20 protein-coding genes are annotated in these 16,922 nt (G+C 63.1%); 9 read left to right on the top strand and 11 right to left on the bottom strand.

The features are described 5' to 3' along the window. The 3 genes from GFY24_RS36990 to GFY24_RS36980 are packed head-to-tail and all read right to left on the bottom strand — an operon-like array spanning position 1 to position 2,996. The gene (locus tag GFY24_RS36990) at positions 1-768 is read right to left on the bottom strand and encodes a creatininase family protein (RefSeq protein WP_153809773.1); all 768 of its coding nucleotides are present in this window, start codon (positions 766-768) and stop codon (positions 1-3) included. A gap of 45 nt (positions 769-813) precedes the next feature. Then, a complete protein-coding gene (locus tag GFY24_RS36985) occupies positions 814-1,785 on the bottom strand; it encodes a hypothetical protein (protein WP_153809772.1) in 972 nt (323 codons plus the stop codon). A gap of 11 nt (positions 1,786-1,796) precedes the next feature. Next, on the bottom strand, positions 1,797-2,996 hold the full coding sequence (locus tag GFY24_RS36980) for a radical SAM/SPASM domain-containing protein (protein WP_153809771.1): 1,200 nt from the start codon (positions 2,994-2,996) through the stop codon (positions 1,797-1,799). 203 nt (positions 2,997-3,199) lie between these two features. Between GFY24_RS36980 and GFY24_RS36975 the strand changes: the two genes are divergently transcribed. After that, positions 3,200-4,705 (top strand): peptide deformylase, encoded by a 1,506-nt coding sequence (locus tag GFY24_RS36975; protein WP_309231788.1) that lies wholly within the window; start codon positions 3,200-3,202, stop codon positions 4,703-4,705. Positions 4,706-4,861: 156 nt separating this feature from the next. Here GFY24_RS36975 and GFY24_RS36970 read toward each other — a convergent pair whose 3' ends face one another. The 3 genes from GFY24_RS36970 to GFY24_RS42640 all read right to left on the bottom strand — a co-directional run bounded on the left by GFY24_RS36970 (position 4,862) and on the right by GFY24_RS42640 (position 6,244). Next, on the bottom strand, positions 4,862-5,407 hold the full coding sequence (locus tag GFY24_RS36970; RefSeq protein ID WP_153809770.1) for a hypothetical protein: 546 nt from the start codon (positions 5,405-5,407) through the stop codon (positions 4,862-4,864). Positions 5,408-5,409: 2 nt separating this feature from the next. Continuing rightward, the gene (locus GFY24_RS36965; protein WP_153809769.1) at positions 5,410-5,871 is read right to left on the bottom strand and encodes a hypothetical protein; all 462 of its coding nucleotides are present in this window, start codon (positions 5,869-5,871) and stop codon (positions 5,410-5,412) included. 64 nt (positions 5,872-5,935) lie between these two features. Continuing rightward, positions 5,936-6,244: a hypothetical protein gene (locus GFY24_RS42640; protein ID WP_228567021.1), complete on the bottom strand. Its 309-nt coding sequence runs from the start codon at positions 6,242-6,244 to the stop codon at positions 5,936-5,938. Between the two features lie 568 nt (positions 6,245-6,812). Between GFY24_RS42640 and GFY24_RS36960 the strand changes: the two genes are divergently transcribed. Next, entirely contained in the window at positions 6,813-8,120 is a 1,308-nt protein-coding gene (locus tag GFY24_RS36960; protein ID WP_194853162.1) for a serine hydrolase, read from the top strand. Here GFY24_RS36960 and GFY24_RS36955 read toward each other — a convergent pair. Further along, positions 8,101-9,300, bottom strand: a complete 1,200-nt coding sequence (locus tag GFY24_RS36955) for a helix-turn-helix transcriptional regulator (RefSeq protein ID WP_153809767.1) — start codon at positions 9,298-9,300, stop codon at positions 8,101-8,103. The two genes, GFY24_RS36960 and GFY24_RS36955, sit on opposite strands and share 20 nt — an antisense overlap. 212 nt (positions 9,301-9,512) lie before the next feature. Here GFY24_RS36955 and GFY24_RS41410 point away from each other — a divergent pair, with 212 nt between their 5' ends. Further along, a complete protein-coding gene (locus GFY24_RS41410; RefSeq protein ID WP_194853161.1) occupies positions 9,513-9,842 on the top strand; it encodes a carbon storage regulator in 330 nt (109 codons plus the stop codon). On the opposite strand, the gene GFY24_RS36945 is transcribed toward GFY24_RS41410, so the two are convergent. Beyond that, positions 9,836-10,198, bottom strand: a complete 363-nt coding sequence (locus tag GFY24_RS36945; RefSeq protein WP_153809765.1) for an Rv2640c family ArsR-like transcriptional regulator — start codon at positions 10,196-10,198, stop codon at positions 9,836-9,838. The genes GFY24_RS41410 and GFY24_RS36945 overlap by 7 nt on opposite strands. A 97-nt stretch (positions 10,199-10,295) precedes the next feature. Here GFY24_RS36945 and GFY24_RS36940 point away from each other — a divergent pair, with 97 nt between their 5' ends. After that, on the top strand, positions 10,296-10,826 hold the full coding sequence (locus tag GFY24_RS36940) for an ArsI/CadI family heavy metal resistance metalloenzyme (protein WP_153809764.1): 531 nt from the start codon (positions 10,296-10,298) through the stop codon (positions 10,824-10,826). Positions 10,827-10,862: 36 nt separating this feature from the next. Further along, positions 10,863-11,642 carry an arsenite methyltransferase gene (gene arsM / locus GFY24_RS36935; protein WP_153809763.1) on the top strand — a complete coding sequence of 260 codons (780 nt, stop codon included), beginning with the start codon at positions 10,863-10,865 and terminating at the stop codon, positions 11,640-11,642. A gap of 150 nt (positions 11,643-11,792) precedes the next feature. Here the strand turns inward: arsM and GFY24_RS36930 are convergent, their stop codons facing one another. Both GFY24_RS36930 and GFY24_RS36925 read right to left on the bottom strand, forming a co-directional pair. Further along, positions 11,793-12,026: a DUF2188 domain-containing protein gene (locus tag GFY24_RS36930; protein ID WP_153809762.1), complete on the bottom strand. Its 234-nt coding sequence runs from the start codon at positions 12,024-12,026 to the stop codon at positions 11,793-11,795. Positions 12,027-12,452: 426 nt separating this feature from the next. Then, positions 12,453-13,217, bottom strand: coding sequence for a GNAT family N-acetyltransferase (locus GFY24_RS36925; protein WP_309231787.1), 765 nt, complete (start codon positions 13,215-13,217; stop codon positions 12,453-12,455). Positions 13,218-13,227: 10 nt separating this feature from the next. Between GFY24_RS36925 and GFY24_RS36920 the strand changes: the two genes are divergently transcribed. Then, positions 13,228-14,088 (top strand): MerR family transcriptional regulator, encoded by an 861-nt coding sequence (locus tag GFY24_RS36920; protein WP_255458844.1) that lies wholly within the window; start codon positions 13,228-13,230, stop codon positions 14,086-14,088. 147 nt (positions 14,089-14,235) lie between these two features. On the opposite strand, the gene GFY24_RS36915 is transcribed toward GFY24_RS36920, so the two are convergent. Continuing rightward, complete coding sequence (locus tag GFY24_RS36915) at positions 14,236-14,481, bottom strand: hypothetical protein (protein ID WP_153809759.1); 246 nt, start codon at positions 14,479-14,481, stop codon at positions 14,236-14,238. A gap of 390 nt (positions 14,482-14,871) precedes the next feature. On the opposite strand from GFY24_RS36915, the gene GFY24_RS36910 reads away from it, so the two are divergent. The 3 genes from GFY24_RS36910 (at position 14,872) to GFY24_RS36905 (ending at position 16,836) form a co-directional block, all read left to right on the top strand. Continuing rightward, entirely contained in the window at positions 14,872-15,159 is a 288-nt protein-coding gene (locus GFY24_RS36910) for a DUF1918 domain-containing protein (protein WP_309231786.1), read from the top strand. Positions 15,160-15,807: 648 nt separating this feature from the next. Beyond that, entirely contained in the window at positions 15,808-16,140 is a 333-nt protein-coding gene (locus tag GFY24_RS41405) for a hypothetical protein (protein WP_194853160.1), read from the top strand. Between the two features lie 417 nt (positions 16,141-16,557). Then, a complete protein-coding gene (locus GFY24_RS36905) occupies positions 16,558-16,836 on the top strand; it encodes a hypothetical protein (RefSeq protein ID WP_153809757.1) in 279 nt (92 codons plus the stop codon). The last annotated feature ends 86 nt before the right edge of the window (positions 16,837-16,922 follow it).

Below are 16,922 nucleotides of genomic sequence, written 5' to 3'. Positions count from 1 at the left end.
TCACGCCCGCCCAGAATCGATAGCGAGTTCGCGCCGCACCGCTGAGGCCATCTCTTGGGCGACCTGGTCGGCGACGCGGCCACCGATATCGGCGCTGGCTTTGCGCGCGGTGTAGACAATCCCTGAGGGGGTCGCGGCATCGTCTGGTAGCGGGAACAGGTGGTAGCTGAAACGCCGAGGTCCCAGACCTATCGGATCAGTGTTGGCGAGATCGGGGTGGGTGGTGCCCGGGGCGATGTGCATGACCAGACTGGATTCGACCATTCCCGCGTGGTGGTCGTCGCTGCGGGCAACGCCGGTTTCGCGGGCGAGTGTATTGCGGAACGTTTCGCCGACGACGTCCCACCAGTTGACGATCATGACCCGGGTATCGGGGATCATGGCGGTGACGATCCGGGCGGCCTCGCACAGGAAGCTGATGTTGTCGATGGCGGAGTTGATGATGATCTGTTGTCGTGCACCGTGTTCGGCCAGGGAGGTCAGGATGTCGGTGACGAGGTGGATGAAGGTCGATCCGCTGATGGCGATGGCGCCGGGGAAGGTGCCTCCGAGTCGTTGTGGTGGGGTGGCGACGCCGTAGCCGATCGTCGGAGTGATCCAGGCGTCGATGTCGGCGGCCAGGCGGCGGGCGAAGTAGTCGCTGATCATCGTGTCCGCGCCTAGCGGTAGGTGGGGTCCGTGAGGCTCGACGGCCCCGATCGGGATGATCGCGCAACCGTGTTGTGTGCGGGCGCCGAATTCGGGCCAGGTCATCTCTGTGAGAAGCATTGTGAATCTCCTTGTGCGCCAGGGTGAATGTCGAGGGTGGTCGGGTCAGGCGTCGGTCCAGCCGAGGCTGGGCACGACGGAGGGGCGCAGGTGCTCAGCCAGGCGCAGGTTGAGGAAGTCCTCTTTGTTGGCGCACCCGGAGGCAGCTTCACAAGGGGCCCAGGTGTTCTCGCGCAGATGCAGGTCGAAGTCGGGGTCGAGGACGTTGCCGTAGCGGTGCATTCCCAAGGTGGCGTAGCGCGAGCAGCGGTAAACGTCGCCGTGGATGTCAAGGAATAGGTAGTCAGAGCCGGCCCGGCATGCCCGGTGCTGGGGCGAGACCAGTCCGGTGAGGGCGGCGCGGGTGAGTTCGGGGTTGCCGCCGCAGGTCGCGATCAGGTCGAGGACGTTTCGTCCGGGGCGCAGCACGGGTACCGCGGCAGCGGCGTCGATGCTCGTGGAGTTGTCGGAGGGCACCGAGGGGTCGTAGCCGAGGTCGAGGTTGAAGCGCAGTCCGGCGGCATCGGCGGCGGCTTTGACCCGGGCGATCGTGGTGGTGTCGTGGTCGGCGAACAGCAGGGTGTTCACCACCACGAAGCAGCCATAGGTGTCCTGGGCGAAAGCGGCGGCGGTGATGAACTTTTCCAGGCTCATCTGTCCGTCGTGCCAGCTCAGCCACAGTGACAGTTTTCCGAGGTTGGCGTGGGGCTCCAGCAACGGCAGACGCCGTTCGAGCAGCGAGGCGTTCGACAAAAGTTCCACGAATCGCACACCGGGCTGGCGGGTCAGCCACGCAGCGCGGTCGAGGAACACCGGTGAGGCGAAAGGTTCGCCGAGGGTGCCGAGCCGGACATCGACGGGGAATGGGCGAGTGCCGATCCAGTCGACGATGGCGGCGAAGGTATCGCGGTCTTGGTCTGTGCGCCAGTCGAATCGGTTGCTCTTCGCCCAGTCGCCGGTCGACACGCAGTAGGTGCAACCGAAGTTGCAGAGTCGTTGTGCCGCGACGTACCAGATCCGCACCGGTCGTGAAGTCATGTCAGGTCTCCTCATCCGAAGGTGGCGATCGGCCGGAATTCGCGACCGGGGTAATCGAGTGCCTGGTTGTGACAGCGCCGGCACAGGAAGTCGACAGCTGACTCCGTGACGCCGAAGACCTTCTGCCGCAACAACACTGCGGCGTCGCTGCTCATCAGGTCGTGCAGGGAGCCGTCGCGAATGTTGCCGAATCGTTCGCGCTGGTAGTAGTCGTTGCAGCACAGGAACAGGTCCCCGGTGACGCTGATGTTGGCGTGGTGGACCGGCCAGCCACAGCCGGTGAGCCGTCCGCGCGCCTGCACGTTCTGGAAGTACTCGCCATCGACGTCACCTGCACGGTCGCAGGTAGCCGACGCGGTGACCTGCACCCCCAGCGGCAGGTAGCGGCGGCCGATCTGCTCGACGTTCTGCGCCAGTTGCTCACCGATCCCATTGACCACGATCTGGATCCGGAATCCGGCATCGATTGCCGCGCGCAGATTCCGGGTGGTGGCCTCGTAGCTGCGGGAACCGGTCAAAGCAGCGAAGCGCTCGGGGTCGACACTGGGCAGGTTGACGATCAGGTGCCGCAGCACCTTTCGTTCGCACAGTGCCTCGATCTTGGCAGCGGTGAGCGCGGAGGCGTTGGTGTAGAGCGCCAACTCGAGCCCGTGCTCGGCCAGAACGGTCAACCGGTCGCTGAAGTAGCGATCCAGGGTCGGTTCGTTGAAGAACTGGAAGGTGACGTAGTCGATGCTGCCGTGCGCAGCAAGCTTGGCGATGACCTCGCCGAACAGCGACATCGGCATGGTCTGGCGTGGTTTCGGATCGGTGGATACCGGGCAGAATCGGCAGCTCCAGTTGCAATGTGCGGTCACCTCGATCTCCCCGGACACCAGGCGGTAATCCCGACACAAGTCGACCGGGGCTTGAACCCATTGCCGCGCTGCGGCTTCGGCGACCAATTCGGAGCCGAACCGCTGCGCAAGGTCAGTGCGATCCTGCGGTTCACGAGCGCTGGCGATCAACAGATCGAGCATGCGTGGATCGGCATGCCAGTCGATGCGGCGATCCAGGCCCAGGATCCCGAACACCGCTTTGTCGGTGGGTGTCTCGCTATGGGGGAAGGTGGGGCCGAACGTATCGGTCAGGTAGAGCACCGATGCTGCGGCGCCCGGGTCGACGCGAGTCAAGTAGGGCGAGGTCTGAAGGGAGCTGACAAGTGGTGCCATACCGGCGCACCTCTCTGGTTGTGACGCGCGAGACTGGTTCTTCCGACACCGTCATCTGGCTCCTGTCACCATCGAAAAGAATGTGATTGTTGTGCCGGCAGGTGTCCAATTTCCCCATGGGTGCAAGGTGTTTCGACAGAGTGGGCGCATACTCACGGAGTACTCACGCACACGCACACCCCCGTGGACAGGAGCGCACGACAGTGACCCCGGCTGACGCCTCGCCCGTTAACGAACCTGTGGGAACACCGGTCAACGTCTTCGCGCTAGAGTTGCGCCGTTGGCGGGATGTCCGTGGCTTGTCGCGCCGCGCGTTGGCCATCAAGCTGGGCTACAGCCGCCCCTACGTTTCCAAGATCGAATCCGGCACGGAGAAGCCCTCCCCGGGATTCGCCGCATGCGCCGAATCGACCCTGCAGGCCGGTGGTGCACTGCGGGCCGCGTTCGCCGAATTCAACGCGGCACGGCCCAGCGCCGCACGTGCTCCCGTTGCTGCCGAATTGAGTGACCCTGCGGGGTCACTCGTGGTCGACCACGACGATGCGAGCTTGTCCTTCGACGGACACACCTATCGGCTCCGCCAGCGGCGGCGTTTGATCAACGGCGGTGCTGAACCCATCACCCGATACCTGATCAGGATCTCCGTGGACCGCTACCCCGGCGACCCGGAACGATCCAACCAGCTCTACCAGGAACACCCGCTGACCTGGGAAGAGATCGACTTGCACGCCTGGTACGGCGAAACCCGCACCGAGCCTATGGCGTGGACAGCCCACCATGACCGCGATGCGTTCAAAGAAGTCTGGCTCGAGTTCAGTGAACCCGATGGCGGGCGTCACTTCCCGCTCTACCCCGGCCAAGCATGCTGGATCGACTACGAATACACCGTCTCGGCGGCTCACTGGGGCAACTGGTTTCAGCGCGCCGTCCGCCTGCCTACCAATCGTCTGTCGGTCCGGTTGGATTTCCCAGCTTCGCTCGAACCCTCGGTATGGGGGCTCCAGACATCGATGACCGCCGAAGGGCAGCCGTTCCGCACGCCTATCACTCATCAGGCCGACCAGGGACGAAACATCTACTCCTGGTCCACCGAGCACCCGCCGCTGCATGCGCGCTACCGACTCGAATGGGATTTCCGCGGCCGCGGCGACGATGAACGAACTCCGCCGAGCAAGGTCATGGCCGGCCTGGGCATCGCGCAAGAAGGTGACGAAATCCTGCGTGAGATCGCGCGTCCATTCGATCTGCCCGCCGAAGCCGAAGATGCACGCCGCGTTATCGCTGAACTGACTTCGGCCGCCCAACGTGTTGCCCAAGCTCATGTGTTCGGTAAGGGGATGGGCATCGCCGCACCGCAGATCGGCATCAGCAGAGCCGCAGCGATCATCCGTACCCCCAACGGGGACACCATCACCCTGTTCAATCCGCGCATCGTCGAAACCGGCGGCGGCGAAGACGACCAATACGAAGGATGCTTGAGCTTCTTCGACTTACGCGGACGGGTACCGCGTCCGTTGACGATCCACGTTGAACACACCGACATCGACGGCAACACCCGGATCACCGTGTTCGACCGCGGAATTGCACGCCTGGTCGCACATGAAGTCGACCACTTGCACGGAAAGCTGTATCTCGACCACATGAAGCCTGGTGTGGAGCCTATCTCCGTCGAGCAGTACAGGGGAACCGGCACGAACTGGGCCTACTGACCAGGATTTGCCGGATGTGGTAACGATTCGGCGTCGGATCTCAAGCCGCGTAGCGGTGATGTTCGGCGGCGGCACTCCGAGCTGCGACAACACCGGCGAAATTGTCCCTCCGTGTCCACGTCGTGGTCGGTCTCTATGAGCATTCCGCAACTGGCGCTACGAGTCGTCTGGTTGATCCACCGGCTGACCGGATGTGACCGTGAACCTGTCGGCATCAACAGGAAAGAACGCCTGCACATGTGTCGCGGGCGTTGTCCCGCAGGAGGACTCCGGATTCGGTAGGCGGGGTTGGCCATAGACCACCTCGTCCACCAGATCCGACCATGCGATGGCATGCTGGCTGGCCGTATGCCAAGCGCGATGAACGAGATCCTCACGTCGTTCGGCAAACAACGCGGTCACGGCATCCAAATGCGCCTGCACCATCTCATCGACGGCCCTCCCGGGCGAATCGGCGCACGTGTCGGCGAATGGGGCATGATGCAGCGTCCACAAGTCGATCTGCGCGATCAGTTGCAGTCTCCGGAGATCGAAATCGGGTGGCCCCGTGGGGTCATCGCGGTGGGCCAGGTGCAGCTCCGCCAGTGCCCGTGCGCGTTGTGTGATCGGGTGCGCGTCCTGAGTATCTCCGAGGTGGCCGCAGATTGCGGCGAACAGCTCATGCCAATCGGGCAGGAGCGGAGGAGGTGCGCCATCGCTCATGCTCAGTTCACTACGCGGGGAAGGGAGTTCGCAGAATCTAGTGTGATCGCTACGGCCTTCTCGAAGGGTGGGCGGAGCGTGCTCACTGGACTGTCGAGCCAGACGCGCATCTTGTCAGCGGGGCCGGGCAGCATGATCAATGCGCCTTTCGGCGTCCGGATCGCCTGTACGCGATACAGCTTCGAGAACAGGAAGATGCTGCGGGTGTCTTCGGCGGATGCCGCTTGAGTGAGAACCGTCAGAGCGCCGGTGAGGCGGTTTTCGATGATCGGCGTAGTCAGTAGTTGACGGCTCAGCTCGACCCGCACGCGGTCTCCCAGGACAGCTGGCATCTGAATGGCATCGACGAGCCCGGCGCGTAGGATGATCTGGTTGTACCTGTCGATGTGAGCACCGGTAAAGCCGTTTTCCTCGCAGTATCGATCACGTTGGGCTGCAACGGTTTCAGTCAAATCGGTGGACATGTCTCCCTCGCGAACCGTGAGCTCTCGTCGGGTGCGGAGGCGATTCTCGGACATCGTGGCAACCTCAGTCGTCTAGCCCGGCGGATAGAAACGCGTGTGCCGCCACCCAGAAGGTGCAGGAAGCGTCATGGGAATCGCGATTCAGAATGCGGATCGCGCTGATATCGGTAATTTGATTGATGTCGTCATCACAACACCGAATGTGACGATCATTCGAGATCGGTTGAGATGATAGATCTTTCGGCGGCACGATGACCTCCCCAGGCGTGCTAATCGGCAGCAGGACTCGGTGCCGGGGCACATCGCCGGCGAGGTAGTTCAGTCTGGCGGCGATGCACCATCGCGTCGATGAGGTGATCGCGGTTCCTGGCACCGAATGCTTTGAGTCGCTCGCGCGTAGCGCCCGGGTCCGTTGGTGGACCGTTTCGGGTCCTTTTCGGTCCGTTACCGGACCTCTTGTCTGCCAGCTCGCTTTGGTCGCCCCGTCTATGGGGTCGTGCTGCGGGTGCGTTTCGATTTTGGTCGGCGTAGCTGCATGTCCACGTCTGTTGCGCCAGGCGGTGGGCTGCCAAGAGTCCGGCGGTCGACTGCCCGGCGGATGCCAGGGCGCTCGTCGCTCACGTCGTGGCGGCGCTGAGGTCGTCGTTTCAGCTGGTCTGATGTTCGCCGTTATCTTCGTCATTTGCCGCCATCTCACTCGCACTCGCCGACCTCTCGTGGAAGGTTGGATCCAGGCGCGACCCGCCGCGGTTGCTGTTTCGATAACCACTGCTAGCCAAGGTATTTCGTGGTTTGGAGGTCGCTTAAAGCTGCATATCGCTGTGTTCAAAGCGTCGCGTAAGGGGTCGGTCGACGGAAGGTTGTCGATGCGGACAGATCTTTTGTCCGCATCAGTGCAGGATTGCCATGTGAGATGCTCTGTAATGACGGAGAGAGGGGTTATGGACACCGATTTCCAGTCCGAACTGGCCGAACGCGTAGCGCGTGACCAGCGCGATAATCGACTGCCCAGCCTCGCTGTTGCGGTGGGCGTCGACGCTGTTCAGCTTGCGGAAGCATCGGTCGGGTACGCCGACGTCGACAATCAGGTCTGGGCCGATAGCGCCACTCCGTATCGCATTGGGTCGATCACGAAGACCTTCACTGCGGCTCTGACGTTGTCGTTGTGCCAGGGTGGTGAACTCGCTCTGGACTCACGGGTGGACCGGTATCTGCCCGGGACTCGATTCGGACATCTCCCACTGTCTACTTTGCTGTCCCACAGCAGCGGCCTGCAACGGGAAGTTCCAGGTGACATGTGGACGACGATGCAGGGCCCATCGGCATCGGAGCTGTACGACGCGTTTGACCATGTCGAGTTGGTCGCCGAACCGGGCCATCGGTGGCACTACTCGAATCTGGGCTACGCGGTGATCGGCCAGATTATCGAACGCGTGACCGGCTCACCTTGCGAAGCACTCATCGACCAGAGACTGCTCAATCCACTGGATTTGGCTCGCACCACATGGAAACCGTCCGAAGACGCCGCTGTGGGGTATCGCCTTGATCCATACGCCGATCGCATGCACCGTGAGCCGGCAATGGACCAGGCCACGGTCGGAGTAGGTGGTCAGCTGTGGTCCACCTCCGAGGACTTGCTGCGATGGGGACATGCGCTGTGCGGCGGAGAGCCTGACATCGTGACGCCGACTGTGGTCGAGGCGATGCACCGTCTTCAGATCATGGTCGACACGACCTCATGGGGGAGGGGTTGGGGATTGGGTTTGATTCTCGAACGTCACGGGGACCGTGTCCTCAGTGGACACACTGGGGCGATGCCAGGGTTTCAATCCGCAATCAGTCTCGATCGCACGACGAAGACGGTCGTGGCCGCACTCACCAACGTCACCCGCGGAATTGCTCTCAATGAACTCACCTCCGATGTTGTTTTCGAGGCGATAGAGGCCCGCCCGGCATCGTTACGTCCGGCGTGGCAGCCTGCACCGCCTTGTCCGGAAGAGTTGCATGATGTGCTCGGCAGTTGGTGGACCGAATCGGACGAGACGATCCTCCGGTGGTGCGGTGACGGTTTGCACGCGCACTTGGTGTCCAGCCCAGCTACCACCGATACGCGATTCGTGAAGGAAGCGCCCGGAAAGTACCGTGCCATCATCGGCCGACTGCAGGGCGAGCTCCTGATAGTCACACGAACACCGGACGGCATCGAACTGCGGTGGGCTACCTATCCCCTCACGCGCACGCCGAGATGAACTCGCGCAGTCGATCTCGGGTCGTCGACGATGCCGGGTCCGCGCACGCCGTGCTCCGCAATTTCAGATCGGCCGCGCGGAATACCTGTACAACCCTAGGCGTCACTGGCCCTTGTTCTGCGTAGTCGAGGGTCTGATCGATGCCGGCGACAGCGGCCTCGATCTCACCCAGCTGCAAGTTGGCGTCTGCGCGTTCGAGTTGCCAAATGATGTTGTTGCGCACGAACGTCGGTGGTGCAGCATCTTCCTGCTCCTGCAGCGCCTGCACTGCCTGGCGGGGATTGCCTAGGTCGAGAAGACATGATCCGCGATGGCCCGACAGAGCCGTGCGATCGAACACAGCCAGCCAGTATGGGTCGGAGTTGTCGGTGCAGTGCTGAGCGAGTGCCTTCTCGGCAGCGGAAAGCATGTGTTCGCAGAGATCCGTTTCCCCCATTTTGGCGTGCGCCCGCGCGGCCATTGTGGCGACGAAGGCGGCCAGACGCAGATTGCCACTGCGGTAAGCCCAAGACAGCGCGCCGTATGCGAGCTCCGCTCCGCGTGCGGGATTCCCGCTCCAGGTGGACATGAATGCCGCGTTCGGTCCACCGATATATGCGATGAGATCCAGCGCCTTCGCTCGTTCGGCGGACTGGCGAGCCTCGGCGAACATTGCTTCCGCGCTTCTGTGGTGGCCGCGATCGAACATCATCCAGCCTGCAAGTTGCTGCGCCTCGGATATAGCCCTCCACAACGTCGTTCGCTGATCGGTCGAAACTCTCGTCGCCACTGCCGCTGCAGCTTTCGAGTGGCCGACGACTTCCTGAAGGCGATCAGCTGCCATCGTGTGGTCAGCAGTGCGCACGTCGACAATCAGACTTCGAAGCCGCTCTTCAACGACTTCTGCTGAGAAGCCCTCAACGACGGGAATGACTGTGCCCCCATAGAAGTCGACGAACTTCGCGGCGAGACGCACCAATTCGCCTTCAGCGCAAAGCGCCTCGTCCAGGCGGTGTACCAGGTCAGCGTGCGGACGCCGTTCGGCTTTCTCGATCTTCCCGATGAGTGCTCCGCTAGCCAGGACGCACTTTCCGAGCTTTTGTAGCGAGAACTGCCGCTCAAGTCTGCGGTCGCGTAGCGCAGCACCGAACGCCGCCGCAGCCGATGCCCGGGGATCCAATTCGCGCAGCGCTTGGCCCACGACGGGATTATGCGCGCGTATCTTCAATGCCGCCAGCGAACACATGCATTGGCCGGTTCGAACCGCACGGGTCGCGGCATAGTGTTCGGGTCGATGCGGGTGTGGCTGATGGCGGATCGCTGCTCGATGCCAATCGGCTTCGCGCACTGCTCCGCTGGTCCCCACTGGAAACGATCTCGCAGTGCTACCCATCGAGGGAAGAAGGACATTCGATGGCCACGGTGATTGTTCGCAAGATCGGTGAAGCACTGCGTGTTGGTGACGACATCAAGGTGACCATGGTCGTGATCAAGGGGCAGAACGGGCGGATGCAGATCGACGTGACGGGGGCGAGTGCACTCCGTTGTCGTAATCAGGGCCAATCCGGGGGAACCGGTGTCGGAGGGCGAGTCGCGCTCGATTCCGACTGCGGCAACAGGATTCGCTGTGAGTGGCAGCTCGGCTGGCTCCTCGGGCTGTTCGACCGTGGCAGTGGCGACGATGTAGCCCTTGGGTCACGTCACGTCCCGCCCGGGCGAGAAGTCAACGGGACCGGCTATTGATTGCAGCAGTTGGGGTCCAGGACGATGCATAGGGCGGAAAGTGCGTCGCGGCGGGCGCGGTAGTAGGCGTTCATTCCACGTCGTTCGGATTCGACAAGGCCGGCCCTCTTGAGCTGGCCGAGATGGTGGCTGACGGTCGATTCGGCAAGTCCGACGGTGGCCGCCAGATCGCCGGTGTTCTGCTCTCCTGCAGGGCTACTGAGTAGCAGTGACATCAGTTTGACGCGGGCGGGGTCGGCGAGGGCCTTGAGCCGCAGTGCCACTTCGAGGGCGGCGGCATCGTCGACCGGTCCGGCGGCCACGGGGACGCAGCAGATGGGCGCGGACATGTCCACCAACGGCAGGCTCTTGGGCATGGCTCCACACTAACCAGATCATTGACATATGTCGAAATGGTCGTCACTCTGAGATCGTCGGTAGTTCGACATATGTCTCACAAGTGGAGGTTCTCTCATGTCTCGCATTCAGCTCGCCCTCAACGTCGATGACCTCGACCAGGCCATCACGTTCTACTCGACGCTGTTCGGCACCGAACCGGCCAAGCGCAAGCCCGGGTACGCGAACTTCGCGATCACGCAGCCGCCACTGAAGCTGGTGCTGCTGGAGAACCCGGGCCAGGGCGGCAGCCTCAATCATCTTGGTGTGGAGGTGGACTCCAGCGACGTCGTGCATGCGGAGATCGCGCGGTTGTCGGAAGCGGGGATGTTCACCGAGGAGCAGATCGCGACCACATGTTGCTTCGCCACGCAGGACAAGGTGTGGGTGACCGCGCCGGATGCCGAGCGTTGGGAGGTCTATACCGTGCTGGCCGACAGCGAAACCTTCGGTACCGCACCACAATTGATCGGTGAGCCTTCGGTGACTCCGAATTCCGACGCGGATGCCCCGTGCTGCGGGACCGCTGAAGAGGCCGCGGCGGAAGGCGTGTGCTGTGGCAGCGCCGCCAAGTCCGACGCGGTTGCCTCCGGCGCCGGCTGCTGCTGAGATACGGCTCGGCATCCAAGAAGTGGATGCTCAGCGATGGTGAGCGATCCAGAACGCGACGAGGCTCATGAAGCCGTCCGGCACGATATGCGTCGGCTGCAACAGTCATTCACCCAAGTCGGAGGCGATGGTTGTGGTTGCGCGACAGGCAACTGCACCGGCAATGCGGCGCCGTTCGATGAGGCGGGATTCGGCCAGGAGTATTACCCGGCCGCCGACCGTGACCTGGTACCCGTCGATGCGGTCGCCGCCAGCCTCGGTTGCGGCAACCCTCTTGCGGTAGCCGAGCTTCGCGAGGGTGAGACGGTGCTGGATCTGGGTTCCGGCGGCGGCATCGATGTCCTGCTGTCCGCGCGGCGCGTCGGCCCCACCGGCCGCGTGTACGGGCTGGACATGACCGACGAGATGCTGGCTCTCGCCGAAGCCAACAAGGAGAAGGCGGGCATTGTCAACGTCGAATTCCTGAAGGGCACAATCGAATCCATCCCATTGCCGGACAGTTCTATGAATGTGGTGATCTCCAACTGTGTGATCAACCTGTCGGTCGACAAACCCGCGGTGTTTTCCGAAACCTTCCGCGTCCTCATCCCGGGCGGCAGGTTCGGGGTGACCGATGTCGTGGCCGAGGATCATCTGACCCCGGCCGACCGGCGTGCTCGCGGTGAGTTCGTCGGGTGTATCGCCGGTGCGCTCACGATGGCCGAGTACCGAGAGGGCTTGGAGGCGGCCGGGTTCACCGACATCGAGATCGTCTCGACCCATCAGGTCGCCGAGGAGATGCACTCGGCGATCGTCAAGGCCGTGAAATCTCGATAGATCCTGCCTACGGATTGTTGCTCGGTGGACTCACCTGAAACTGTTGACAACCGGCCGCTTTGGTACGCAACGCACCGGATCCGATGGCTCTAGATGTGATTCGGTAGAGCCATCGGATCCGTGCTGGCTGCCGGCTACACCGCTATGGGGCTATCCCTTGGGCGGGAACGGATCGTGGCCGGGGGCGACGGTGTCCGAGTCGCGAATCCGGCCGTCCGGGCGGTGGATCACGGCCTCGCCGCCTCCGTTGTTGCCCAGGATGCGCTTGGCGATCTTCGTGGCCTCGGCCTGGGTAGCGGCAGTCGCGCTCGCGCGAGTCGCGCCGGGCTTGCGCACCTGCCAACCGTCTTCGCCGCGGACGATGTGACGTTCGTTCCGAGTCATTGCAGACTCCTTCCAGCCAATTCTATACCGGCGGCTCGGGCCCGATCGGATACGGGTCCAAGGTCGTCGAGGTATGTTCGGCTGGCACAACCACCACGAAGTGCAACCTGAACGAGCCTCGGCCGGTAGCCCCGGGCGGGGCTCGTTCCCTTTCGGGGATTGGCTACCGAAACGCTACACCTAGTGGCCGACATCAACGCGCGACACAACATGTTGCGACGCAGCGATTCTGGATACAGCTACAGCTGGGTAGGTCGCAGCGAGTGGACCGCCTGTCCGAGATGCGCAGTTCGAAGCCCTTGCCTGGACACCCTCGCCAAGATCTCTATTGCCTGCTTGCGCAGGCGAGATCGCCGATTCGGCAAATCCATTCTCCTGGAAGTGGACATTCGGGTGTCCGTCCACAAGTGGATCGAAGCGATTGCGTTAGCTGGCGGGGCTGCGGCGTTCGAGAAGAACAGTGTCACGCCAGACGCCGTCGAGTTGGGCGATGCGTTCGCGGACGCCGATGGTGCGGAATCCGGCCCGGTGGTGCAGGGCGATGCTGGCGCGGTTCTCGGGGAAGATCGAGGTTTGCAGGGTCCACAGCCCGGCCTCGTCGGCGGCGATGACCTGGGTGCGGGCTAGGGCTTTGCCGACGCCCCGGCCGCGCATGCCGTCGGCGACGTAGACGGAGGTTTCGGCGACGCCCTGGTAGCAGTCGCGGGTGGAGACCGGGCTGAGGGCGGCCCAGCCGACTACCTGGCCGTCGATTTCGGCGACCCAGCGGTGGTCGGGTAGCCATTGGGAGTTGAGGGCTTCGTGGGTGGGGACCTCGGTGGCAAAGGTGGCGTTGCGCGTGGCGATTCCCTCGCCGTAAATGCGACGCACCGCATCCCAGTCGGCGCCGGTCAGGGCGCGGACGGCGACATCGTCGGGAATGTTGTCGGGGCAGCATGGCTGGGGCGGGAGGACGCCCATGACGGCGTCGGCGGCGTGGGGGAGGCCGGTGCAGCAGGCGGGGTTGACCGCGACGACGGTGCTGGTGCGGTCCTTGTGGACGTTGACGAAGCCGACCTCGGCGAGTTTGCGGACGTGATGAGACACCGTGGGCTGTCCGATGCCGAGGGCTTCGGCGAGTTCGCCGACCGTGATGCCGGCCGGGCGGGTGGCGACGAGACTGCCCGCCAATCGTGCTACCGAACTGCTCACGGTCGGCCAGTTGGCGCAGCGGACTGGGTTGTCGGCGCGGACGATCCGGTTCTGGTCTGATACCGGGGCCGTGTCTCCGGTGGCGCGGTCGGCAGGCGGGTACCGGCTCTTCGATGCCGCTGCGGTCGAGCGCATCGAACTGGTTCACACGCTTCGGCAGCTGGGCCTGGATCTGCCGACCGTGCACCGTGTCCTCGAGCAGAAGGCCACCTTGGCCGAGGTCGCGGAAACGCATGTGCGTGCCTTGGACGCGCAAATCCGGTCGTTGCGGTTGAGTCGAGCCGTGTTGAGCACTGTTGCCAAGCGCGGCACATCCACGCAGGAGATGACATTGATACACAAGTTGGCGCAGCTGTCCGCGCGTGAACGTCAGCAGATCATCGACGGGTTCGTCGATCGAGTGTTCGCCGGGGTCGAAGATGAGGATACCTTGGTCATCGCGGAGTTCATGCGGGAGCTGCCCGACGAACCTTCGGTCGAACAGGTCGACGCCTGGGTGGAGTTGGCTGAACTGGTCTCCGACAAAGAATTCGAACAGGTATTGCGGCGCAGGGTCATCAACAGCGGGCCCGACAACCGCATCGAGTTCGGACTCAACATCCGCCCCTTGGTGATCGAACACGCTGGCCGCGCTGTTGACTCGGGTATCGCACCCGAGTCCGAGCCGGGTCGGATGACCTTGGACCGTATCGTTCCAACGGACCTGCCTGCGACTGAACAGGTCTCACTCTTGGCCTGGCTGGATACCGTGACCGAACCACGTATCGAACGGTATTGGCAGCTGCTGAGCCTGATCAACGGCCACACGCCCGACGAGCCGAGCGTGCCTGCCTTCAAATGGTTCGCCGAAGCCTTGAGCGCGCATCGATAGGTGCTTACCTCGGGCAAACGCACTCATTTGCCGCATGGCGCGCTGACCGAACCGGCCAGTGCGGCGCATCTGAAGATCAACGAGCCCTGGGTCCTTGCCGTCGGCAGGATACAGGCTACTGCCAGATGCGTTCCGTACTGGCCTCCGCTACCGACTCTCGCGCGAAAGTTGGCCAGGACCTGCGCTCTCTGACGTCAGCGGCGGAGTCCGGTGCTCGCCATGGCGGGCAGCGTCGCGGGCCATCGCCTTGCGGTGCTCATCACGGAATCGTTTGCCGATCAGCACCACAAAGACCACCGCCATCGCCACCGCGCCAACCGCACCGCTATGGGTCACGGTGCCGACCACTCCTGCCACCACTACCAAGCCGACGGCCGTCAGAAACCAGCTCACCGGAATCAATTTGCATCCCCCTCTGCACCTTCAGATTTCGTTGCCGAGCGATCCTAACCGGCTCCGAGTATCAAACCCAGTGTTGCGCTAGCCCATTGAGACCGCACCGCTGATCGCGCTTACTGGACCGGCCAGCGCGATCAGCGGAAGATCAATTGGCGGTGGCCATCCGAGGCCGACTGAACGCACTGATCTGCCGATGTGCGCGTTTGCTCCGGAGACAGACTCAGGCAGTTTTCGAAATCTCCCGGTGGTCGTTGCGTCCGGTGCGCTGGCGAATCAGTCCAGGTGGGTCCGGCACTGTCCGGTGGTGTTCGCGATACTTGTGACGCCGTGGTGACATCGAGACCTCCGGTGCATTCAAGACCGTGCCTGGGCTGGAGTCTGTCCATGGATGTCGAACGGCTCCGTCGAAACCGGCGAAACAACAAGCTGAGAACCGTACCGTTGAATTCGGAAGGTCAGCGAATGGTGACGAGGAGGCTACTCATGCGGGCATCAAAGGGCGACCGGCTGGTCACGCATGGCCGGGTTGTCGGTGCGCAGGATCACGTTGTCGAGATCGTCGAAGTGCTTGGCCCCAACGGCACACCTCCCTACCGGGTACGGGCCGAGAATGGCCACGAGTCGATCATGTCGCCCGGGCCGGACTCAGTAGTGGACCATCGCAAGGGATAGACCTCTGACTGCTCTTCCCCCACCTTCCTCATACTTGCCGCCCTCAGCGGAGCTAGCAAATTCGACAGTCCCTCGGCACCACCTTCCTCATTGCCGATTGCCTCGAGCAGAACCGGCTCAGTCGATGGGTGGATGTATGACGCTCAGTGAACGGCGATGGGACACCAAGCCCGACAAGCGCATCAGGAGGACGTTCCTCACGTCCAGACCCGGCACAGAATGCCTTTCTATAGCCGCATACCGCGCTGACCAAGCTGGCCACGAGCTCGAAGTTCCCTTGCGAACCCGCGCGCCTTCGCTAGCGTCGACGTCAACCTCAGGTCCGCGTCGCATCTCATTGCCGAATTTGCCTTTATAGGTTCAAGAGGCGGCGCTGCGCGCCGCCGCCACGCTGGCGCCGCGCGCCCGCTCCGCTCGTCCCTCACGTCGCGGGAGCGTCGGCGCGTCGGCGACACCCAGCACCGCTGGGAACCCATTGGGTTACTTCACCAAACGGCCTGGATAGAAAGATCGGGGCGGGGTTGGGAGCCTAGTTCCCGCCGACTGTCCTTCGCTCGGTCATCGATTCGGCCGGCACTCCGGCATCGATCGAACCGTTCACCACTCGCCGCGGTTGTCATACGGTGCTGCCGCACGAGCTTCGCTCGCTTGCCTCCCAAGACCCCATCTGCCGCAGTCACGCAGCTGGTCACCTCACACCACATCGTTCTCATCACCGGGTCGCGTCCGGGTGTCGGTTGCCGGGTGGGGGCATTCCGTGGTTCCGCAGCCGAATCCGGTAGTGGCGGTCACCAGGTTCCTTCCCTGGGGCGATCGATCTGCCGAAGGCATACCACCCCCACCGTCCAGTGCACCACCCCGAAGTGCCCCAACCCGGCGACCGACACCCTCCCCCTCTACGTCCCCGGCGATGAGAACGAGGTGGTGTGCCGCGAGTGCCTCGACGCCTACTGGGACTGCCGCCGGACCCTGGAGTACTGAGCGCCTGGGGGCTTCGGCCCCCTTCTCGGTCACCGGCAACGAGGCCGGACAGCGAGTCGCCAACGGCGTCGACTCCAGACCACAGACCCCCGGCACCCCTCGATCCGCCGGGACCGCCTATCCGGTACCGGGCACCTTCCCGCCCGCGCCGGATAGGTGGGTATCGACCAGGTGGTGCAGTAAGCACCCCCGCCTCCTCAGCGGCCCGATTGTCTCGCTCCAGGAGAACGAGTCAAGGACCACCTGCCGGTGTCCGCTACGCGGTGCCTACGGCATCCTTGACACGCCCTCCCTCCGCAGAGGATGGCCTGTATGAGGAAGCGGGGGAAGAACAGTCGCCAGTCACGCCCCCAAATAGGGTGGCTGGCTCAAGCCACGCGAACTAGTCTCACGCTAAATTCAAGAGGGGCAAAGTCGATGTCCGATGCCACGAAGGATCACGAACCTAAGGGTTACCACGAAGAGCCATCGGTAGTTCAGCTGCATCGTGCAATCGGAGGCTACGTCACAATCTTCTCGGAGCTGATTGCCCAGATGAGGCGAGATATCACCACATACTTCGAACCCGTGACCGTTGAACACAGCCTTGCCGGCAACCCCCTGCTTGATGTGCTGTTCGCGAGCATGACCGCCAAACCGATAGTCGAAGCCTTTTCCCTATCTGCCAGACTCGCCCGAGACATGGTGACCATGTAGTTCTCTGAAGATATGGGCGAGATCGGATGTTCTGAACGTGACCCTGAGTGTCACCGACCTGGCCACCGGCGATGATGGTGCCGTGG

The organism is Nocardia sp. SYP-A9097 (assembly GCF_009649815.1).
Taxonomy (GTDB): domain Bacteria; phylum Actinomycetota; class Actinomycetes; order Mycobacteriales; family Mycobacteriaceae; genus Nocardia.
This window is presented reverse-complemented; position numbering and strand designations above follow the sequence as displayed.